Origin of the sequence: Croceibacter atlanticus HTCC2559, assembly GCF_000196315.1 — a bacterium.
GTDB classification, from domain to species: Bacteria; Bacteroidota; Bacteroidia; order Flavobacteriales; family Flavobacteriaceae; genus Croceibacter; species Croceibacter atlanticus.
In genome coordinates this window covers 1,921,812-1,940,998 of the sequence record NC_014230.1, presented here as the reverse complement: position 1 = coordinate 1,940,998, position 19,187 = coordinate 1,921,812, and the positions used below count along the sequence as shown (strand labels likewise).

Genomic DNA, 19,187 nt, shown 5'->3' with positions numbered 1-19,187 from the left:
GTTTTATCTATCCATTAGTGAGTTTAAAAGCTCTTGTATGCAAAAAAAAGGTCAATACACTAAATGCTTCTTGACCTTTACACTTATTTTTTAGCAATACTCTCAACAACTGTCATCATGTCTTTAGCTAGTTGATCTGCTTCTTCTTGACTTTTTGCTTCGGTATAAACTCTAATTATAGGCTCTGTATTACTTTTTCTCAAGTGAACCCAATTTTCTGCAAAATCTATTTTTACACCATCAATTGTGGTAACTTCTTCATCTTTGTAATGCGCTTCAACAGCTTCTAAAATAGCATCTACATCTAACTCTGGTGTTAATTGTATTTTATTCTTGCTCATAAAATAGCTAGGATATGTTGCCCTAAGCTCAGAAACTTTCATCTTCTTTTCTGCTAAGTGCGTTAAAAATAATGCTACTCCAACAAGACTATCACGACCGTAATGTAATTCTGGGTAAATAATACCTCCATTGCCTTCTCCACCAATTACAGCATCTGTATCTTTCATAAGCTGTACAACATTAACCTCTCCAACAGCACTTGCTTGGTAACTACCACCATGTTTCTCCGTAACATCTCTTAATGCTCTTGAAGAACTCATATTACTAACAGTGTTTCCTTTTTGCTTTCCTAAGATATAATCTGCAACAGCTACCAATGTGTATTCTTCACCAAACATTTCTCCTGTTTCATCAATAAACGCTAAGCGATCTACATCTGGATCTACAACAACACCAAAATCTGCATGTTCTTCAACTACAAGTTTACAAATATCTCCTAAGTGTTCTTTTAAGGGTTCAGGATTATGTGGAAATTGACCATTAGGTTCGCAATAAAGTTTTACAGTTTCTACACCTAGCTCATTTAAAAGCATTGGTATTGCTAAACCACCTGTACTATTAACACCATCTACCACAACCTTAAAGTTTGCTTTTCTTATTGCATCGGCATCTACCAAATCTAAGTTTAAAATTTCTTCAATATGCAAATCAAAGTACGCATCGTTCTTAGTTATTTCTCCAAGATCATCAACTTCAGCAAACGTTATATTTGCACCTTCTGCTATGTCTAATATTTTTTGTCCTTCAGCACCATTCAAAAATTCACCTTTATGGTTTAAAAGTTTAAGTGCATTCCATTGTTTGGGGTTGTGACTTGCAGTTAAAATTATACCACCATCGGCGTGCTCCATTGGTACGGCAACCTCAACAGTTGGAGTTGTAGAAAGTCCTAAATCTATAACATGAATTCCTAAACCAACTAGGGTATTCATTACTAAGTTTTGTATCATTTCTCCAGAAATACGAGCATCTCTACCTACAACAACTCTGTAATTATCTTTAGTTCTTTGCTGCTTTAGCCAAGTACCATAAGCACTTGCAAATTTAACAGCATCAATTGGTGTTAAGTTATCTCCTACATTACCACCAATGGTACCGCGTATTCCTGATATAGATTTTATTAGAGTCATTCTTAAGTTTTAATTTTGATAATTAGCTGGTTAGAAAATTAGTGATATGTAATTTAAACAACGTTAGCTTTACTTTAAAAGTCTTTTTAACCACTAAACTATAACTATTTATGGTGTTGGAATTCTCTAAAGAGACATTCATTAATTTTCAAGAACAAATATACTATTTCAAAACCGATGTTGTAACTTCGGCCTAATGAATTACCTTGCTCATATTTACCTGTCTAAGGATGACGATTTGCTCAAAATAGGGAATTTTGCTGCAGACTCCATTAAAGGAAAGTCATTTTTAAAATATCCAGAGCGTATGCGCACAGGAATTACCTTGCACCGTGCGATAGACACCTACACAGACTCACACCCTATTGTTAGAGAAAGTGTATCTCGCCTCTTTCCCAAATACTCTCATTACAGTACCGTTATCGTAGATATTCTTTATGACCATTATTTAGCCAAAAACTGGAACGATTTTCATCCACAACCGCTATCAGAATATGTAAATGAATTTTACACACTCCTAGAAAACCAATACAGTATTTTACCCAAACGTGTACAATCATTTCTGCCAGTGATGACAGAGCATAATTGGTTATTAAGTTATGCTACTATTGATGGCATTGGAAAGATTTTATATCAAATGAACATTAGAACAAAACGCCGAAGTGATATGCATTTGGCGGTTTATGATTTACAGAAATTCTACTCAGAATTTGAAAAAGAATTTCGAACGTTTTTTGAAGATTTAGAAACTTACGTAGAAGACTTACTTCCAACATTATTATCTCATGAGAATTTACCTTAGCCTCCTATTTTTATGCATTGTAGCTTTAAGTTGTAAAACTAAACCAGAGCCTAAAAAAACACCAAAATATGGACCTATTGCAGAAAACGCTATGGTAGTTTCTGCAAGAGCAGAGGCCTCTAAAATTGGTAGTGAAATTCTTGAACAAGGCGGTAATGCCTTTGATGCAATGTTTGCCACAGAAATGGCTTTAGCAGTTACCTTTCCATTTGCAGGAAATCTTGGCGGTGGCGGTTTTATGGTGTATCGATTAGAAAATGGAGAAACAGGCGCATTGGACTATCGAGAAAAAGCACCATTATTAGCTAGCAAAACAATGTACCAAGATAAAAACGGTAATATAATACCAAATTTAAGCACAGTTGGTGCTAAAGCTGTTGGTGTTCCTGGTACAATTGCAGGAATTTTTGAAGCACACAGAACATTTGGAAGTATGACAATAGACAGTTTATTAATGCCGGTAATTAAACTTGCAGAACAAGGCTACGTTATAACTAAAAACCAAAAAGAACGCCTTGAGTATTATGCGCCAGTTTTTGATTCGGTTAATGGTAAGACAACATTGTATTCTGAAACTCTTACAGATACAGTGAAAAATATTGCACTAGCTAAAACATTAAAACGAATTGCCACTAACGGAGAAAATGAGTTTTATACAGGTGAAACTGGACAAAAATTAGTGAAGTTTCTGTCAGAAAAAGGTGGTCTTATTACTCTTGAAGATTTAAAAGCCTACGATGCTGTATGGCGTGAACCAATCACATTTACATATGACAATTTAAAAATCATAAGTATGTCACCTCCAAGTAGTGGTGGCATTTGCTTGGCTCAAATTATGGGAATGATAGAGCCGTATGATTTGCAACAGTATAAACACAACTCTGCTAAATACATACAACTTATAACAGAAGCAGAACGACGTGCTTACGCAGACAGAAGTCATTGGTTAGGCGATCCAGATTTTACAGACATTCCTTTAGATTCACTAATTTCTGAAGCATATTTAACCCAAAGAATGAAAAGTTTTAGTTGGGATAATGCCACTAAATCTTCCAATGTTTCTCACGGAAATATAATAGGCTACGAGAGTGATGAAACTACACACTATTCTATAATAGATTCTTATGGAAATGCCATTTCTGTAACCACAACACTTAATGGCGCTTATGGTTCTAAATTATATGTGGATGAATTAGGTTTCTTTCTAAATAATGAAATGGACGATTTTAGCAGTAAGCCAGGCGTTCCTAATATGTTTGGATTAATTGGCGCAGAAGCAAATAGCATAGCTCCAGAAAAACGTATGCTAAGTAGTATGACTCCAACAATTGTTGAAAAAGATGGTAAACTTTGGATGAGTGTTGGCACACCAGGCGGAAGTACCATAATTACATCTGTACTACAGACTATCTTAAATGTGCAGGAGTTTAATATGACTATGCAAGAAGCAGTTGATGCTCCAAGATTTCATCACCAATGGCTACCAGATGTTATAAGGTTTGAACCAGATGTGTTTTCTACTGAAGAGTTGATTACACTTAAAGAAAAAGGTTACTTAATAAATGAAGAGGAAAGTCCTATTATAGGAAAGGTAGATGGTATTCTCATTATGCCAGATGGCAAGCTTGAAGGTGGCGCAGATAGACGTGGAGATGATACTGCAATTGGATTTTAAGATATCTCTAAATAAATAGAGCTCTACAGGAGTTTTAATTTATAATAGATTTAGAATAAAATGTTTAATGCATTTCAACATATATTGAAATGCATTAAACACTTAATAATTATCTAAGCTCTGCTCCTAATTGGTTTTCGAATTGATGCTGCAATTTCCCCATGATTTTATCAACCTGTTTATCTGTCAAGGTTTTATTTTCATCTTGTAAAATAAAGCTCACTGCATAACTCTTCTTTCCGTTTGGCAAATTTTTTCCTTCATAAACATCAAAAAGACTTACATCTTTAAGTAGTTTACGTTCTGTTTTTTGTGCAATGTCATCTATCTGAGAGAAATTTACATTATCATCTAATAGTAAAGCAAAATCTCTTCTCACTTTAGGATATTTAGGAATGTCATTTAACTTAAAACGTTGTTTAGAAGCCATTAGCAACACATTGTCCCAATTAAAATCTGCAAAAAGCACATCTTGATCAACATTCATCTTTTTACAAAGAGTTTTGTTTACTATACCAAAATCTACCAAGGTTGTTTTTCCTAAAGAAATACTCATACCTTCAGAAAGATCGGAATGCTTTGTAGGCGCGTAATTAAGTTTAGAAATACCTAATCTATTTAAAATCGCTTCAATTGTACCTTTGAGCAAAAAGAAGTCGCTTGGCTTTTGCACTATATTCCAAGCCTCTGTATTACGATCTCCTGTTAAATAAATAGCTAAATGTTTAGCTTCTACTCTACCACTATCATAATTGTGGTAGGTTTTACCAAATTCAAACAATTTTAAATCGGCACGCTTTCTATTTACATTAAAAGCAATGGACTCTAAGCCTGAAAACAACATATTCTGTCTCAATACACTTAAATCCTGACTTAATGGATTTAGCATTTTAACTGCGTGCTTAGGATTAGATTGTTCACTTAGTTCTGCATAACGCTCTGCTGTTAAAGAATTAGACAGCATTTCGTAAAAGCCTTGAGACGTAAGTTGATTTCCTACAACATTCTGTAATTTATAATCATCAAATCGACCAGAATTAGACATAGAAGCATTTAACTTCTTACCAACCTTAATATTATTGTATCCATATACTCTAAGTATTTCTTCAATAACATCCGATTGTCTTTGCACATCTACTCTATAGGAAGGTATTGTAAGTCCTAAGCCAGTTTCTGTAACGTTGTTCACCTTTATTTCTAAAGATGCCAATATAGATTTAATAGTTTCTGTAGGTATTTCTTCACCTATAAGTGTATTAATCTTATCGAATGTTAAAAAGACTTGAAAGTCTTCAAACTTTTTAGGGTAATAGTCTTCAGAATCCATTGTAACATCTCCACCCGCAAGTTCTTGTATTAATAAGACTGCTCGTTTTAATGCATATTCTGTACTTTCTGGATCTATTCCACGTTCAAACCTAAAAGATGCATCTGTATTTAACCCATGTCTTTTAGCTGTTTTACGTACGCTTACAGGATTAAAATAAGCGCTCTCTAAGAAAATGCTATTTGTATGTTCTGTAACACCAGAATTTACACCTCCAAATACACCTGCAATGCATAATGGTTTATTTGCATCGCAAATCATCAAGTCATTTTCGTGTAACTCACGTTCTACCTCATCTAAAGTTGTGAATTTTGTTCCTGCAGGTAGCGTTTTTACATTTATAACATCACCTTCAATACGGTCTGCATCAAATGCATGTAATGGTTGTCCTAACTCATGCATAACATAGTTAGTAACATCTACAACATTGTTTTTAGGAGTTAATCCTATTGCTAACAATCTATTCTTCAACCATTTTGGAGACTCTGCTACCTTAATACCAGTAATTGTAGTTCCGCAATACCTTGGTGCTAAATCTGTATCTTCAACATTAATAGCTATACGTCTGCTTCTATTTTCAACTTTAAATTTACTAACAGATGGTGTATTTAAGGTAACGGCATGCTCTTGCTGTATTAAACCTGCTTTTAAATCTCTAGCAACACCCCAATGACTCATAGCGTCTGCTCTGTTTGGTGTTAATCCAATCTCGAATACTACATCATTCTCTATATCAAAGATATCTGCTACAGGTGTACCTACTTTAAGTGACTCATCTAATACCATAATACCATCATGGCTCTTCCCTAAGCCTAACTCGTCTTCGGCACAAATCATACCTTCACTAACCTCACCTCTTATCTTACCTTTTTTTATAACCCAAGGCTCACCATTCTCGTCATATAAAGTGCTACCTACTGTTACAACAGGTACTTTTTGACCTTTAGCTACATTAGGTGCTCCACATACAATATGTAAAGGTGTTTGCTCTCCTACATTTACTGTGGTTACTTTTAATCGATCTGCATTAGGATGAGGCTCACACGTAAGCACTTCTCCTACAACAACACCTTCTAAACCACCTTTCACGCTTTGAAAGGCTTCAATACCTTCTACTTCAAGACCTAAATCTGTTAAAAGTTCACTTGTTTTTTCGGGTGCCCAGTCTATCTGGATAAACTGTTTAAGCCAGTTGTAAGAAATTTTCATTGCAATAATTTTTTCAGTGGGCAAAGATAGGATTTTCTTAGCATTCTTATTTTGAAAATTAAGTGATACCTATAGATTGTATATTCTTAAAAAAAACCACTTTCTAAGCTCTGGTTTGTATCTTTGCTACTATACTAAATCCTATCAATTTCAAGATACCATGAAACTTGTATTTGCTACACATAATAAAAATAAATTTGCTGAAGTAAAGGCATTAATGCCTGAATACATCGAGCTCTTATCTTTAACAGATATCGATTTTCATGATGATATAAGAGAAACAGAAGATACTATAGAAGGTAATGCAATATTAAAAGCAAACTATATTAAAGACAGACTTGGTTTTAATTGTTTTGCAGATGATACCGGTTTAGAGGTTGATGCGTTAGATGGTAAACCTGGTGTTTATTCTGCTAGGTATGCAGGAGAACAACGTAGTAGTGAAGACAATATGGATCTGTTACTCGATAACTTAAAAGGTCAAGATAACAGAGCTGCGCAATTTAAAACCATTATTGCATTAGTTATAGATAAACAAAAGACTTTGTTTTCTGGAATATGCAGAGGTGAAATTATAAAAGAAAAAAGAGGCGAAAAAGGATTTGGTTATGATCCTATTTTTATACCGAATGCATCTAAAAAAACGTTTGCTGAAATGCCTCAAGATGAAAAGGCAAAGCACAGTCATCGCGGAAAAGCCATAAGAGAGCTTATAGATTATTTAAAAGAAGATTGATTTTCAATAGTTTACAATACATTTCTATTTAAAATTCATTACAAAATCTAATTGAATTATTATCATTAATAATCAATAAATAAACCGTACCTTTGCAAAAATTTTAACCGCCTTGAGAGTCGGTCGGCATTGGTGCAAAATTATTCTCGAGGTTTTACATACTATATGAATTTATTCGAGAAACTCGGCTTAAACGCCGAAATCGTTAACGCCGTTAACGATATGGGATTCACTGAACCTAGTGAAGTACAAGAAAAGGCCATCCCAATCCTATTAGAAAAAGACACAGATATTGTTGCGTTAGCGCAAACAGGTACTGGTAAAACTGCTGCTTTTGGTTTTCCTTTAATCCAAAAGATTGATGCTGGATACAAGAAAACTCAAGGGTTAATCCTGTCTCCAACACGTGAGCTTTGTCTTCAAATTACAAATGAGCTTCAAAATTACTCTAAATATGTAAAGGGATTAAATCCTGTTGCAGTTTATGGTGGCGCTAGCATTACAGAACAAGCTAAGCAAATAAAACGTGGTGCTCAGATTATTGTTGCTACGCCTGGTCGTATGCAAGATATGATAAGACGTGGTTTAGTAGACATTTCTGAAATACAATATTGTGTTTTAGATGAAGCAGATGAGATGTTAAATATGGGTTTCTATGATGATATCACAGAAATTCTTTCTCACTCACCAGAAGATAAATTTACTTGGTTATTTAGTGCAACAATGCCTAAAGAGGTAGCACGAATTGCTAAAGACTTTATGAATAATCCTGTTGAAATTACAGTAGGATCTAAAAATAAAGGTACAGAAAACGTATCTCACGAGTATTACCTAGTTGGTGGTCGTGACCGTTATAAAGCATTAAAGCGTTTATGTGATGCAAACCCAGAGATTTTCTCTGTTATATTTTGCCGTACAAAACGTGATACTCAAAAAGTTGCAGAGCAATTAATACAAGATGGTTATAGCGCTGGCGCTATACACGGTGATTTAAGTCAAAACCAAAGAGATTTGGTAATGCGTAGTTTCCGTACACGCCAAATACAAATGCTTGTAGCTACAGATGTTGCTGCTCGTGGTATAGATGTAGATGATATTACTCACGTAATTCATTACACGCTTCCAGATGAGCCAGAAGTATACACACACCGTAGTGGTCGTACTGGTCGTGCAGGAAAAAGTGGTACTTCTATGACTATTGCTACAAAAAGCGAAATGCGTAAGATTAAAGCTATTGAAAAACGCATACAACGTAACTTTGAGCGTAAAGATGTTCCTGATGGTGAAGAAATTTGCCAAGTTCAATTATTTCACCTTGCAAGCCAGATTAAGGATACAGAAATAAATCATGCTATTGATAAGTATGTACCTCAATTAGAAGAAGAGTTAGGTGATTACACTAAAGAAGAACTTATTAAAAAGTTTTTCTCTGTTGAATTTACAAGATTCCACAATTACTATAGTAAGGATAGCATAAGCCAAGTATCTGCAGACAATCGTGATTATAGTGAAGGAGACTCAGACAGTGTTCGTTACTTTATTAACGTTGGTGGTAAAGATGGTTTTGATTGGATGTCTTTAAAAGACTTCTTAAAAGAACAATTAGATTTAGATCGTGATGGCGTTTACAAAGTAGATGTTAAAAACACCTTCTCTTTCTTTAATACAGATGCAGACAAGCTTGATAAGGTTATGGAAGTCTTTGCAGATATGACTCACGAAGGTCGTAGTGTAAATGTTGAAGTGACTAAAGACAAGGGTGGCTCTGGTGGCGGCGGTGGTCGTAGATCTGGTGGTGGCGGTCGTCGTTCTGGCGGTGGTGGCTTTAAAGGAAAAGGCGGCGGTGGTCGTCGTTCTGGAGGAGACAGAAGTAAAGGCTCTAGAGATGGCGGTGGCTTTAAAGGTAAGCGAAGAAGCAGTGACAGCGATAGAGGCGACAGCGGAAGAGACAGAAAAAAATCTTCAAGACGCAGTAGCGATTCTTCTAGCAGAAGCTCAAGCCCTAAACGAGAAAGATCTTCTGAAGGCAGCGGAAGCACGAGAGCAGAAAATGTTAAAAGCTCTATAAGCAGAAGACGTTCTAGACGTAAATAATCATAAATATTAAAATGCCTTGCAACAATTACTTTGCAAGGCATTCTTTTTAATAACGACTTATTCTATATTTGATACGATTTTTTAGCACTAGAGCTTATTTACCTTATTTATGAAAACTTCATTTCCTTTACTTTTACTGTTATTACTTATCGGTTTTACGGCACATTCTCAACAAACCGTAACAGGTATTGTACAAAGCGCCTCAAATGATAGGATACTTGAAAATGTAAACATTGTTAACCTTAACCAGGTTAAAGGAGCTACTACCAATGAAAAAGGTGAATTTGAAATTAGAGCAGAAGTAAATGATACCTTGTATTTTTCATATATAGGTTATAAATCTATTCAAGTAACAGTTTCTAATGACTGGCTTAAGTATGGTGACGTTAAAGTAAAAATGACAGAGGTTGGTATTGCCCTGGAAGAAGTAACTGTAAGACCTGTACAATTAACAGGTTATATAGAAATTGATGCAAAAAACATTCCTATTTACAACAACTATCGTTATTCTATTTCTGGTCTTAATACTGGCTATGAAGGTGGAGATAGACAGCCTAGTGCTGTAACTAAAGTCTTAGGCTCTATTTTTAATCCTGCAGATTTTTTATATAATGTTTTTGGTAAACGCCCAACACAAATGCGTAAGCTTAGACAGATGAAAGAAGATGATGAAATAAGAAATCTTTTGCAGACTAAGTATGATCGTGAGACACTACAAGCGTTACTACAAGTAAGCCGTGTTGATATTGATGAGATTTTAAGAAACTGCAACTACTCCAAAGATTTTATAAGCACCGCAAACGATTTACAGATACTAGATGCTATTTCTGGTTGTTATGAGGAATACAAAGTGCTGAAAAGAGATTAAAGCTAAAAGTATTTCTTCTACTAAATTGCCTTTTTTTTCTTCTTGACCTTTAAAAGTCACTACACATAATTTTTTGTGTAATAACCTCTTTGTTAATAGCTAATATTAAATAAACTTTTATTTACCAGTTTTGAAAACACTCTCGTGTTAAAAACTTTGTGGATAAGGCTACTACAAATTCTTCGATAGTATTAAAAGCGTGCCATATATTTGACATAACAGAAAAGGTCATCCGTTTGTAAGGATAACCTTTGATTTGGATAATAACTTCCAATTGTATGGATGCTATTAAATTTAGAAAACTTACAGTTGTAAGTATGTTTTCAAAAAATGGGGATGTTAGCGCATCCCTATTATTTTTTATATCGCAAATATAGAAGTTTTTACTAATTTAAAAATATTAAACGTTGCCTTTATAAATTAGTTTATAAACCTGTTAGCCAAAATATAGCTTTCATTGACAATCCGTAAATTATTAAATTCACAATATTTAAGGATTCTATTTTACTTACTTCTTTGATTTGCTACTTAAATTTACAGTCCACTTATGTAACCGCCGTAAATATCTTTAAAGCGCATACCATTTGTCATTCTGTATTTACTAAGTTTATTATATTCTACTAATGCCCAAAGGACTAGTTCTTTTATAAAATACAGATCATCTTCATTAACATCATCATCTATATGGTTTTCAATTAATGCTTGTAAAGGTTGAATTGAATCTAACTGAGATTTATATTCATCATTTGCAAAATTATCTAAAAGTTCAAACTTACTTTCTTCAAAAAACCATTCAACTAAATTTTGATAGGGATCTACATCATCTGCTTTCTGAAGCTTTTCAATTTTAGGAAAATATTCAATAAAGATTTGTTTTGTAGCTCTAGACAATAGTTGCATTGCCACTGCAGCAGAGCCTTCTTGCTCACCTTCATACACCAATTCAATTTTACCAGTAATACTAGGAATAACCCCCATAAAATCACTGAATCTTACTGCTGTGGTACCATCACCAGATAATAACATTCTACGTTCTGCTGTACTTAGTAAATTTTCATAAGCAGTTATACTTATTCGGGCAGAGATGCCACTTTTTATATCTACAAACTCACTTTCCCTTGCTTGAAATGATAGTTCTTCCAATAAATTCTTAGCTATTTCAGGAACATGAACGGTGTCTTTTCTTACATCTGCCTTAGCTTCTTGCTGTGTAATGGTTTTAGCTATCTCAACAGTTTCTGGATAATGTGTTAGTATTTGTGACCCTATTCTATCTTTTAAAGGAGTTACGATACTTCCTCTATTTGTATAATCTTCAGGGTTTGCCGTAAATACAAATTGTACATCTAACGGCATGCGTAATTTAAATCCGCGAATTTGAATATCACCTTCCTGTAAAATATTGAATAATGCTACTTGTATGCGCGCTTGTAAATCTGGTAATTCATTAATTACAAAAATGCATCTGTTTGCTCGAGGAATCATTCCGAAGTGAATAACACGATCATCTGCATAACTTAGCTTTAAATTTGCTGCTTTAATAGGATCTACATCTCCAATTAAATCGGCTACTGTTACATCTGGTGTTGCTAGTTTTTCAGCAAAACGTTCATCTCTATGTAGCCACGAAACTGGCGTATCATCGCCTTTCTCAGCAATAAGTTCCACTGCAGTTCTTGAAATAGGATTAAATGGGTCGTCATTAATTTCTGAACCTTCAACAACAGGAATAAATTCATCTAACAAACCAACCATTAAACGCGCCAAACGTGTTTTTGCCTGTCCGCGTAGTCCTAATAGATTTATATTGTGTTTAGATAAAATTGCACGTTCCAATTCTGGTATTACAGTATATTCATACCCGTGAATACCTTCAAAAGAATTTTTTCCTGCTTTTATATTTGTTATTAAGTTATCGCGCAGCTCATCCTTTATTGATTTTGACTTGTAGCCTGAAGCTTTAAGCTGGCCTAATGTTGTTATATTTTCTTTACTCATAGTTTATTTTCTCTTTTCTGTTTAAAAACCACAGAAACTATTTTAAAATTCTCTCTTGAATGGGATTCTGAATCAAGTTCAGTATGACAAGAGTTTTCGTGTTACGTTACTTTACACTTATCGTATCCGTTTTTTCCTATTCGCCTCATAATCGTGGAAAATCATTTCGCCTAAACCTTGCAATCCTGTGTAAAATGCTTTCCCTTGATTTGCATCTGTAAACTCATCTACAAATTGCTGTAAATAAGGATCATTAGCTATCATAAACGTTGTAATAGGTATTCTTAGCTTTCTAGCTTGTTGTGCCATTGCATAGCACTTATTAACTATATGGGAATCTAAGCCATTACTATTTTTGTAATATTGGCCATCTGGCAATTGTATACAACTTGGCTTTCCATCTGTTATCATGAAAATTTGTTTGTTGGAGTTTCGCTTTCTGCGCAACATATCCATTGCTAACTGTAAACCAGCCACAGTATTTGTGTGGTAAGGTCCTACATTTAAATATGGTAAATCTTCAATTTTAATAGGCCAAGCATCATTACCGAACACTAAAATATCTAAGGTATCTTTTGGGTATCGTGTTGTAATTAATTCTGCTAAAGCCATAGCTACTTTTTTAGCAGGTGTAATACGGTCTTCGCCATATAATATCATTGAGTGAGAAATATCTATCATTAACACAGTGCTCATTTGTGCTTTATGCGTAGTATCTTCTACAACAAGATCATTTTCTGTTAAATGAAAATCGCCAATACCATGATTAATTTGTGCATTACGTAAGCTTTCTGTTACCGATACGTGCTCTAAAGCATCTCCAAATTGATAATTCCTAAATTCACCCGTTTGCTCATCTCCAATGCCACTATGCTTTGTACGATGATTGCCTTGACCGGCACGACGCATTTTTCCAAAAATTTGTTCTAATGCTCGTTTTCGTAAAAGGCGTTCTGTTTTTGATGTAATAGCCATTCCTCCTTTTTTGTCTGGCTTTACTTCTTCTCGTATGTAGCCTTTCTTTTTAAGGTCTTCAACAAAATCTTCTAAGGTATAATCTTCTGTAGTTAACTCGTACTCGTCATCTAGTTGCTTCAGCCAATCCATAGCTTCATCAAAATCTCCAGAGGTATGTGTGATAAGCTCTTGAAACACATCAAAAAGACGCTCAAAAGGAGTTTGCTCTTCTGGGCTATGATGCGTAAAAACAATACCGTTTTTTAAATCCTTTTTCATTTTATTAAAAATACGATATTATGGAAGAAATTACCTCTCTAACAATCGTTAAGATTTATAGAAAGATAAGTGGTCATTATTTAACTCAGGTTAAGTTTAATTTATAGTTTCTGCGTTTTTTGGCGCTATAAAAATACGTTCATTTAATACCGTCTCAGAAATAGTAACATTCTTAAATGTAAGTTCTTTTCGTACTTCAAAAGGTTTACCATCTTTAGTACTATACCAAATAAGTGTTTTTGGTAAGCGCAACCCATTTATATCCTGCCATTTGTCATATTTTATATAACTATAATCGTTTGAGAGTTTATCTTCTCCATACGTAACGGTATAGGCAAGCCACTCTAATCTGTTAGTTTCTTTATCTAGATACATTATGTAATTATCTTTCTCAGACAAACCAACACCCATTGCAAAGAAAGTCTTAATACCCTTATAGGTTTTTCCTTGTATTTCAATATCAGGAACATCTGTATAAGAGATTCCATTATCTCCTAAAACAAATGGCATAGCATAAAAATAGAACATAAGATTATGATAAAACTTCACTCTGCCAGAATCGAAAACTGAGTCTTCTTGAGATAGCCAATACTCATTCCCATCATAACCAAGAGCAAACTGTTCTGCTTGTATCTTTGCCTTTCTACTTTTTAAATCTGTAGTATGAGTTTCTGTACCATTCTTACCATCAATTTGAAAACATAAGTTATTCATGGCATCCCAAGTTGTAATGCCACCGTGAGCATTAAATATATGCTTAACAGGTTTAGGATATGGTAATTTGGGATGATTCATCTTATGGTCGGAATGATCCATATGTTGATGATCACTTTGTGACATTGCATCTTGATTCATTTTAGAATGATCTACTTGATCAGATTCCTTTTGGTTTTCATTGTTTTTACAACTTAATAAACAACAAGCTGCAATACATAAATAAAATAGTGTCTTCATAATACCTGTACTTTGTCTAAAAATACGAGGAATACACGTAATTTTGCAGCACGATGAATAAATTTATTTCCAGCACAAGTAATCCTACCTTAAAAAAATTACTTCAGTTACAAGAAAAATCGCGTAACCGTCGTAAGGAAGGTCTTTTTGTAGTAGAAGGTTTAAGAGAGCTTAGGCTTGCCCTTAAAGGAGGCTATAACATATCTGAAGTTTTCTTCTGCCCAGAATTGGTTTCTGAAGACACTTTAAACAATTTAATTAAAGCGCCTATAAGTTATACTGAATTGTCTTTGGAAGTTTATCAAAAGGTTGCATATAGAGGCAGTACAGAAGGTGTTATTACAATTGTTAAAACAAAAGCACATCAATTAGTTGATATTAAAACATCTGAAACACCTTTAATTCTTATAGCTGAAGCTCCTGAAAAACCTGGTAATATTGGTGCGTTACTAAGAACTGCAGATGCTGCAAATGTAGATGCTGTAATAATTGCTAACCCTAAGACAGATTTATACAATCCTAATATCATAAGAAGTAGTGTTGGTTGCGTTTTCACAAATCAAGTGGCTGTAGGCACAACAACTGAAATAATCTCATTTTTAAAAAAACAAAAGGTAAATATTTACTGTGCAGCCTTACAAGCTTCAGAACATTACCATTTGCAAGATTTTACAACAGCCACTGCTATTGTAGTTGGTACAGAAGCAACAGGATTAAGTGACGAATGGCGTAAAAATGCAACCCAAAATATTATTATCCCAATGCAAGGTGAGATAGACTCAATGAATGTTTCAGTAGCTGCAGGAATTTTAATTTATGAAGCCAAACGACAACGCAAGTTTAAATAAGAGAAAACTATATGACTCCTACTACCCTATTTTTTATACTAATTGCAATTATCATTATAGAGTTTGTTATCGATACAACTTTAGATGTTTTAAATGCTAAACACTATGGTGATAAACTTCCGGAACCATTACAAGATGTTTACGACACAGAGGAATATTTAAAATCTCAGGCTTATAAAAAAGAGCGTTTTAAATTTAGTATGGTCTCCAGTGTATTTTCCTTAGTATTGCTTTTAGCTTTTTTCTTCCTAGATGGCTTTGCTTTTGTTGATGAGTTAGCAAGACAATATACAGATCATCCCATTTTAATAGCGCTTATCTTTTTTGGTATTATTATGTTGGGTAGCGACATTCTTACTACACCATTTTCATATTACAGCACATTTGTTATCGAAGAAAAATATGGTTTTAATAAAACAACGCTAAAAACCTTTGCACTTGACAAAATTAAGGGCTGGTTTATGCTCATAATAGTAGGTGGCGCGCTTTTATCTTTAATAATCTGGTTTTACCAATGGGCAGGATCTTCATTCTGGTTATATGCTTGGGCAGTTATCGCTGTATTTTCTGTTGTGATGAATATGTTTTATGCAAAACTCATAGTCCCATTATTTAACAAACAAACACCTTTAGAAGATGGTTCACTAAGACAAAAAATAGAAGCATATGCAAGTAAAGTTGGGTTTAAGTTAGATAACATATTTGTAATAGATGGTTCTAAACGAAGTACAAAAGCAAATGCCTACTTCTCAGGATTTGGTCGTGAAAAACGCATAACACTATACGATACCTTAATAAATGATTTAGAAGAAGAAGAAATAGTAGCAGTTCTTGCACATGAGGTTGGACATTATAAGAAAAACCATATTATAATTAATTTAGTCACCTCCATAGCATTAACAGGTCTTACGCTTTGGTTACTTTCTTTGTGTATTGGTAGTCCATTATTATCACAGGCATTAGGAGTAGCTACACCAAGTTTTCATATTGGTTTAATTGCCTTTGGAATACTATATAGCCCAATCTCAGAAATCACGAGCTTACTTATGAATTTTATTTCAAGAGCTTTTGAATATCAAGCAGATAACTTTGCCAAAGAAACCTATGCTGGAGCGCCATTAATTTCAGGATTAAAAACACTGTCTAAAAATAGTTTAAGCAATTTAACACCACATCCTGCTTATGTTTTTATGCATTATTCACATCCAACATTATTACAGCGTTTTCGTAATATTTCTTCTACATAATTCTATATAGTTTGCTATCTTAGTCATAGCATATGATGACAGACTTACAAATAGAACAAGAGAACATTGCAATTGCGAGTGAGTATAAAAAATTACTTCGCATTAGCTATAGAATGCTCTCCAAAGAAGACAAGAAACTTATTAGGCAGGCATTTGAAGTTGCTGTAGATGCCCATAAGGAACAACGCCGAAAATCTGGTGAAGCCTATATATTTCACCCAATAGCCGTTGCAAAAATAGTTGCATCTGAGATTGGTATGGATGCTACCTCAATTGCTGCTGCTCTTCTTCACGATGTCGTTGAAGACACTACATATACTTCAGAAGACATCGAAAAAATGTTTGGAGAAACCGTTGCTCGTATTGTAGATGGCCTAACTAAAATCTCAAGCTTAGAAAGTGAAACAGACGTTTCATTGCAAGCAGAAAATTTTAGAAAGATGCTGTTAACACTTAATGATGACGTTCGTGTGATCATTATAAAAATAGCAGACCGCTTACATAATATGCAGACTATGGAAAGTATGCGAGCGGATAAACAAGTTAAGATAGCCTCTGAAACCTTATACATTTATGCACCTTTAGCACATAGAATTGGTTTATATAAAATTAAAACTGAATTAGAAGATTTAAGTTTAAAATATACTGAACCAGATGTTTATCAAGATATTCACGATAAAATAAAAGAGACTAAAGAAGAACAGGATGATTATATTAGAGAGTTTTCAAACATCATAGAAAATTCACTTAACGCAGAAGGTTTAAATTACGAAATAAAAGGACGCCCAAAATCTATACATTCTATTAGGCTTAAAATGGAAAAGCAAAACGTAAGCTTTGATGAGGTTTACGATAAGTTTGCCGTTCGTATTATTTATAAAAGTGATTCTGCCAACGAGAAATTCTTAGCTTGGAAAATTTATTCAATAGTTACAGACCATTTTAGACCTAATCCTGTTAGACTTCGCGATTGGATCTCTTCACCAAAATCTACCGGATATGAAGCATTGCACATTACTGTAATGGGTCCTAAAGGCCGTTGGGTTGAAGTTCAAATACGTAGCCAGCGTATGAATGAGATTGCAGAAAAAGGTTATGCTGCGCACTTTAAATACAAGCAAGGTGAAACAAATGAGCAAGAATTAGAGCAATGGCTTAACAAATTACAAGATGCTTTAGAAAACACAGAAAGTAATGCTGTTGATTTTGTTGAAGAGTTCAAACTTAACCTATACTCAAAAGAAATATTCGTATTTACGCCTAAAGGAGATTTAAAATCGCTCCCTAAAGGTGCAACTCCATTAGATTTTGCTTTCAGCATTCATACAGAAGTAGGTTTAAAAACAAGAGGCGCACGAGTAAATAGTAAATTAGTACCATTAAGCCATACCTTAAAAAGTGGAGACCAAGTAGATATTATAACCTCTAATAGTGCAAAACCAACCTCCAACTGGTTAGATTATGCCACTACAGCGAGAGCACGTAGTAAAATTAAAAGCGCATTAAAGGAATCTAAAAAAGAACTTGCCGAAGAAGGAAAAGCTGTTTTAACTAGAAAACTTAGAGCTCAAAAAATTCCTTTAAATGAAAGAACTATAAATGAGCTTGTTGTATTCTTTAAACTGAAAACAAGTTTAGATTTATTTTACAGAGTTGGAAATGGTAGTATAGATAATCATAGCTTAAAAGAATTTGCGGCTTCGCGTAGTAATGCCTTAGTATCATTCTTTAAAAATAAAATAAAAAGACAACCTTCTTCTCAAGATATTAATAAGGATGAAATCACTACTAATTATGACCTATTAGTATTTGGAAAGGAAGAAGAGAAAATGGATTACAAAATTGCAAATTGTTGCAATCCTATTCCTGGAGATTCTGTTTTTGGGTTTATTACAGTTAGTGATGGTATAAAAGTTCATAAAAACAACTGTCCAAATGCAATACAATTACAAAGTAATTACGCCTATAGGATAATATCTGCTAAGTGGATAGACTCAACACAAGAAGACTTTAGAGCAATTATAAAATTAACTGGTATAGATAATTTAGGTCTTGTAAACACTATCACTAAAGAAATTTCTAGAGAAATGCACGTAGACATGAAACATATAAGTTTTGATAGTGACGATGGAATTTTCTCAGGTAAAATCACAGTTGTCGTTAAAAATAAAACCATACTCAAGGCACTTATGGATAACCTTAAAAAAATTAACGGCATCGACAAAGTTACCCGTGAATAATGACTAAATTTGTGTCCTTATTATGGAAATATCAAACTCACACCAAAACGACCAAGCGGTTGTTAAAAACGTTTTTACCAAGTTCTTAGAAGACAACAGTCATCGTAAGACACCAGAGCGTTTTGCTATTCTTCAAGAAATTTACGATAGTGAAGAACATTTTGATATAGAGTCACTCTACATTAAAATGAAAAATAAAAAATATCGTGTTAGCCGTGCAACACTTTACAATACTATAGAGCTTTTAATGGCTTGTGGTTTAGTAAGGAAACACCAATTTGGCAATGGTCATGCACAATATGAAAAATCATATTTTGACAAACAGCACGATCACGTTATACTTACGGATACTGGTGAGGTCATAGAATTTTGTGATCCTAGAATTCAATCTATCAAACAAACTATCGAAGAAGTATTTGATATTTCTATAGATAAACACTCACTATACTTTTACGGAACCAAAAACCAAACTAAATAA

The 19,187-nt window shown here is 34.0% G+C and carries 14 protein-coding genes; 9 read left to right on the top strand and 5 right to left on the bottom strand.

Annotated features, from left to right (window positions below):
- Positions 1–83: 83 nt before the first annotated feature.
- Complete coding sequence (gene glmM / locus CA2559_RS08745; protein WP_013187512.1) at positions 84–1,472, bottom strand: phosphoglucosamine mutase; 1,389 nt, start codon at positions 1,470–1,472, stop codon at positions 84–86.
- 196 nt (positions 1,473–1,668) lie between these two features.
- Between glmM and CA2559_RS08740 the strand changes: the two genes are divergently transcribed.
- Positions 1,669–2,274: an acyl carrier protein phosphodiesterase gene (locus CA2559_RS08740; RefSeq protein ID WP_013187511.1), complete on the top strand. Its 606-nt coding sequence runs from the start codon at positions 1,669–1,671 to the stop codon at positions 2,272–2,274.
- The gene (gene ggt, locus CA2559_RS08735) at positions 2,258–3,949 is read left to right on the top strand and encodes a gamma-glutamyltransferase (RefSeq protein ID WP_013187510.1); all 1,692 of its coding nucleotides are present in this window, start codon (positions 2,258–2,260) and stop codon (positions 3,947–3,949) included. Before CA2559_RS08740 ends, ggt begins: the two co-directional genes overlap by 17 nt.
- A 109-nt stretch (positions 3,950–4,058) precedes the next feature.
- Here the strand turns inward: ggt and pheT are convergent, their stop codons facing one another.
- Positions 4,059–6,509 (bottom strand): phenylalanine--tRNA ligase subunit beta, encoded by a 2,451-nt coding sequence (gene pheT, locus CA2559_RS08730; RefSeq protein ID WP_394330096.1) that lies wholly within the window; start codon positions 6,507–6,509, stop codon positions 4,059–4,061.
- A gap of 136 nt (positions 6,510–6,645) precedes the next feature.
- On the opposite strand from pheT, the gene CA2559_RS08725 reads away from it, so the two are divergent.
- The 3 genes from CA2559_RS08725 to CA2559_RS08715 all read left to right on the top strand — a co-directional run bounded on the left by CA2559_RS08725 (position 6,646) and on the right by CA2559_RS08715 (position 10,186).
- Entirely contained in the window at positions 6,646–7,221 is a 576-nt protein-coding gene (locus CA2559_RS08725; protein ID WP_013187508.1) for a non-canonical purine NTP diphosphatase, read from the top strand.
- 165 nt (positions 7,222–7,386) lie between these two features.
- Positions 7,387–9,315 carry a DEAD/DEAH box helicase gene (locus CA2559_RS08720; RefSeq protein ID WP_041240972.1) on the top strand — a complete coding sequence of 643 codons (1,929 nt, stop codon included), beginning with the start codon at positions 7,387–7,389 and terminating at the stop codon, positions 9,313–9,315.
- Positions 9,316–9,427: 112 nt separating this feature from the next.
- Positions 9,428–10,186, top strand: a complete 759-nt coding sequence (locus CA2559_RS08715; RefSeq protein WP_013187506.1) for a carboxypeptidase-like regulatory domain-containing protein — start codon at positions 9,428–9,430, stop codon at positions 10,184–10,186.
- A gap of 534 nt (positions 10,187–10,720) precedes the next feature.
- Here CA2559_RS08715 and CA2559_RS08710 read toward each other — a convergent pair.
- The 3 genes from CA2559_RS08710 to CA2559_RS08700 all read right to left on the bottom strand — a co-directional run bounded on the left by CA2559_RS08710 (position 10,721) and on the right by CA2559_RS08700 (position 14,374).
- Complete coding sequence (locus CA2559_RS08710) at positions 10,721–12,184, bottom strand: sigma 54-interacting transcriptional regulator (RefSeq protein WP_013187505.1); 1,464 nt, start codon at positions 12,182–12,184, stop codon at positions 10,721–10,723.
- A gap of 117 nt (positions 12,185–12,301) precedes the next feature.
- On the bottom strand, positions 12,302–13,420 hold the full coding sequence (locus tag CA2559_RS08705) for a vWA domain-containing protein (protein WP_013187504.1): 1,119 nt from the start codon (positions 13,418–13,420) through the stop codon (positions 12,302–12,304).
- A 96-nt stretch (positions 13,421–13,516) separates the two neighbouring features.
- Positions 13,517–14,374 carry a DUF6503 family protein gene (locus CA2559_RS08700; RefSeq protein ID WP_013187503.1) on the bottom strand — a complete coding sequence of 286 codons (858 nt, stop codon included), beginning with the start codon at positions 14,372–14,374 and terminating at the stop codon, positions 13,517–13,519.
- Between the two features lie 53 nt (positions 14,375–14,427).
- On the opposite strand from CA2559_RS08700, the gene CA2559_RS08695 reads away from it, so the two are divergent.
- From CA2559_RS08695 to CA2559_RS08680, 4 genes are read left to right on the top strand one after another with little or no spacing between them, the layout of a single operon-like run.
- Positions 14,428–15,222 (top strand): TrmH family RNA methyltransferase, encoded by a 795-nt coding sequence (locus CA2559_RS08695; protein WP_013187502.1) that lies wholly within the window; start codon positions 14,428–14,430, stop codon positions 15,220–15,222.
- An 11-nt stretch (positions 15,223–15,233) separates the two neighbouring features.
- Entirely contained in the window at positions 15,234–16,469 is a 1,236-nt protein-coding gene (locus tag CA2559_RS08690) for a M48 family metallopeptidase (protein ID WP_013187501.1), read from the top strand.
- A 35-nt stretch (positions 16,470–16,504) separates the two neighbouring features.
- Complete coding sequence (locus tag CA2559_RS08685) at positions 16,505–18,709, top strand: RelA/SpoT family protein (RefSeq protein ID WP_013187500.1); 2,205 nt, start codon at positions 16,505–16,507, stop codon at positions 18,707–18,709.
- A gap of 22 nt (positions 18,710–18,731) precedes the next feature.
- Positions 18,732–19,187, top strand: coding sequence for a Fur family transcriptional regulator (locus CA2559_RS08680; protein ID WP_013187499.1), 456 nt, complete (start codon positions 18,732–18,734; stop codon positions 19,185–19,187).

What these genes read in the sequence shown, in the direction of transcription:
- glmM (WP_013187512.1), bottom strand. Translation starts at nt 1,472, where the DNA reads ATGACTCTAATAAAATCTATATCAGGAATACGCGGTACCATTGGTGGT.
- CA2559_RS08740 (WP_013187511.1), top strand. Translation starts at nt 1,669, where the DNA reads ATGAATTACCTTGCTCATATTTACCTGTCTAAGGATGACGATTTGCTC.
- ggt (WP_013187510.1), top strand. Translation starts at nt 2,258, where the DNA reads ATGAGAATTTACCTTAGCCTCCTATTTTTATGCATTGTAGCTTTAAGT.
- CA2559_RS08725 (WP_013187508.1), top strand. Translation starts at nt 6,646, where the DNA reads ATGAAACTTGTATTTGCTACACATAATAAAAATAAATTTGCTGAAGTA.
- CA2559_RS08720 (WP_041240972.1), top strand. Translation starts at nt 7,387, where the DNA reads ATGAATTTATTCGAGAAACTCGGCTTAAACGCCGAAATCGTTAACGCC.
- CA2559_RS08715 (WP_013187506.1), top strand. Translation starts at nt 9,428, where the DNA reads ATGAAAACTTCATTTCCTTTACTTTTACTGTTATTACTTATCGGTTTT.
- CA2559_RS08710 (WP_013187505.1), bottom strand. Translation starts at nt 12,184, where the DNA reads ATGAGTAAAGAAAATATAACAACATTAGGCCAGCTTAAAGCTTCAGGC.
- CA2559_RS08705 (WP_013187504.1), bottom strand. Translation starts at nt 13,420, where the DNA reads ATGAAAAAGGATTTAAAAAACGGTATTGTTTTTACGCATCATAGCCCA.
- CA2559_RS08700 (WP_013187503.1), bottom strand. Translation starts at nt 14,374, where the DNA reads ATGAAGACACTATTTTATTTATGTATTGCAGCTTGTTGTTTATTAAGT.
- CA2559_RS08695 (WP_013187502.1), top strand. Translation starts at nt 14,428, where the DNA reads ATGAATAAATTTATTTCCAGCACAAGTAATCCTACCTTAAAAAAATTA.
- CA2559_RS08690 (WP_013187501.1), top strand. Translation starts at nt 15,234, where the DNA reads ATGACTCCTACTACCCTATTTTTTATACTAATTGCAATTATCATTATA.
- CA2559_RS08685 (WP_013187500.1), top strand. Translation starts at nt 16,505, where the DNA reads ATGACAGACTTACAAATAGAACAAGAGAACATTGCAATTGCGAGTGAG.
- CA2559_RS08680 (WP_013187499.1), top strand. Translation starts at nt 18,732, where the DNA reads ATGGAAATATCAAACTCACACCAAAACGACCAAGCGGTTGTTAAAAAC.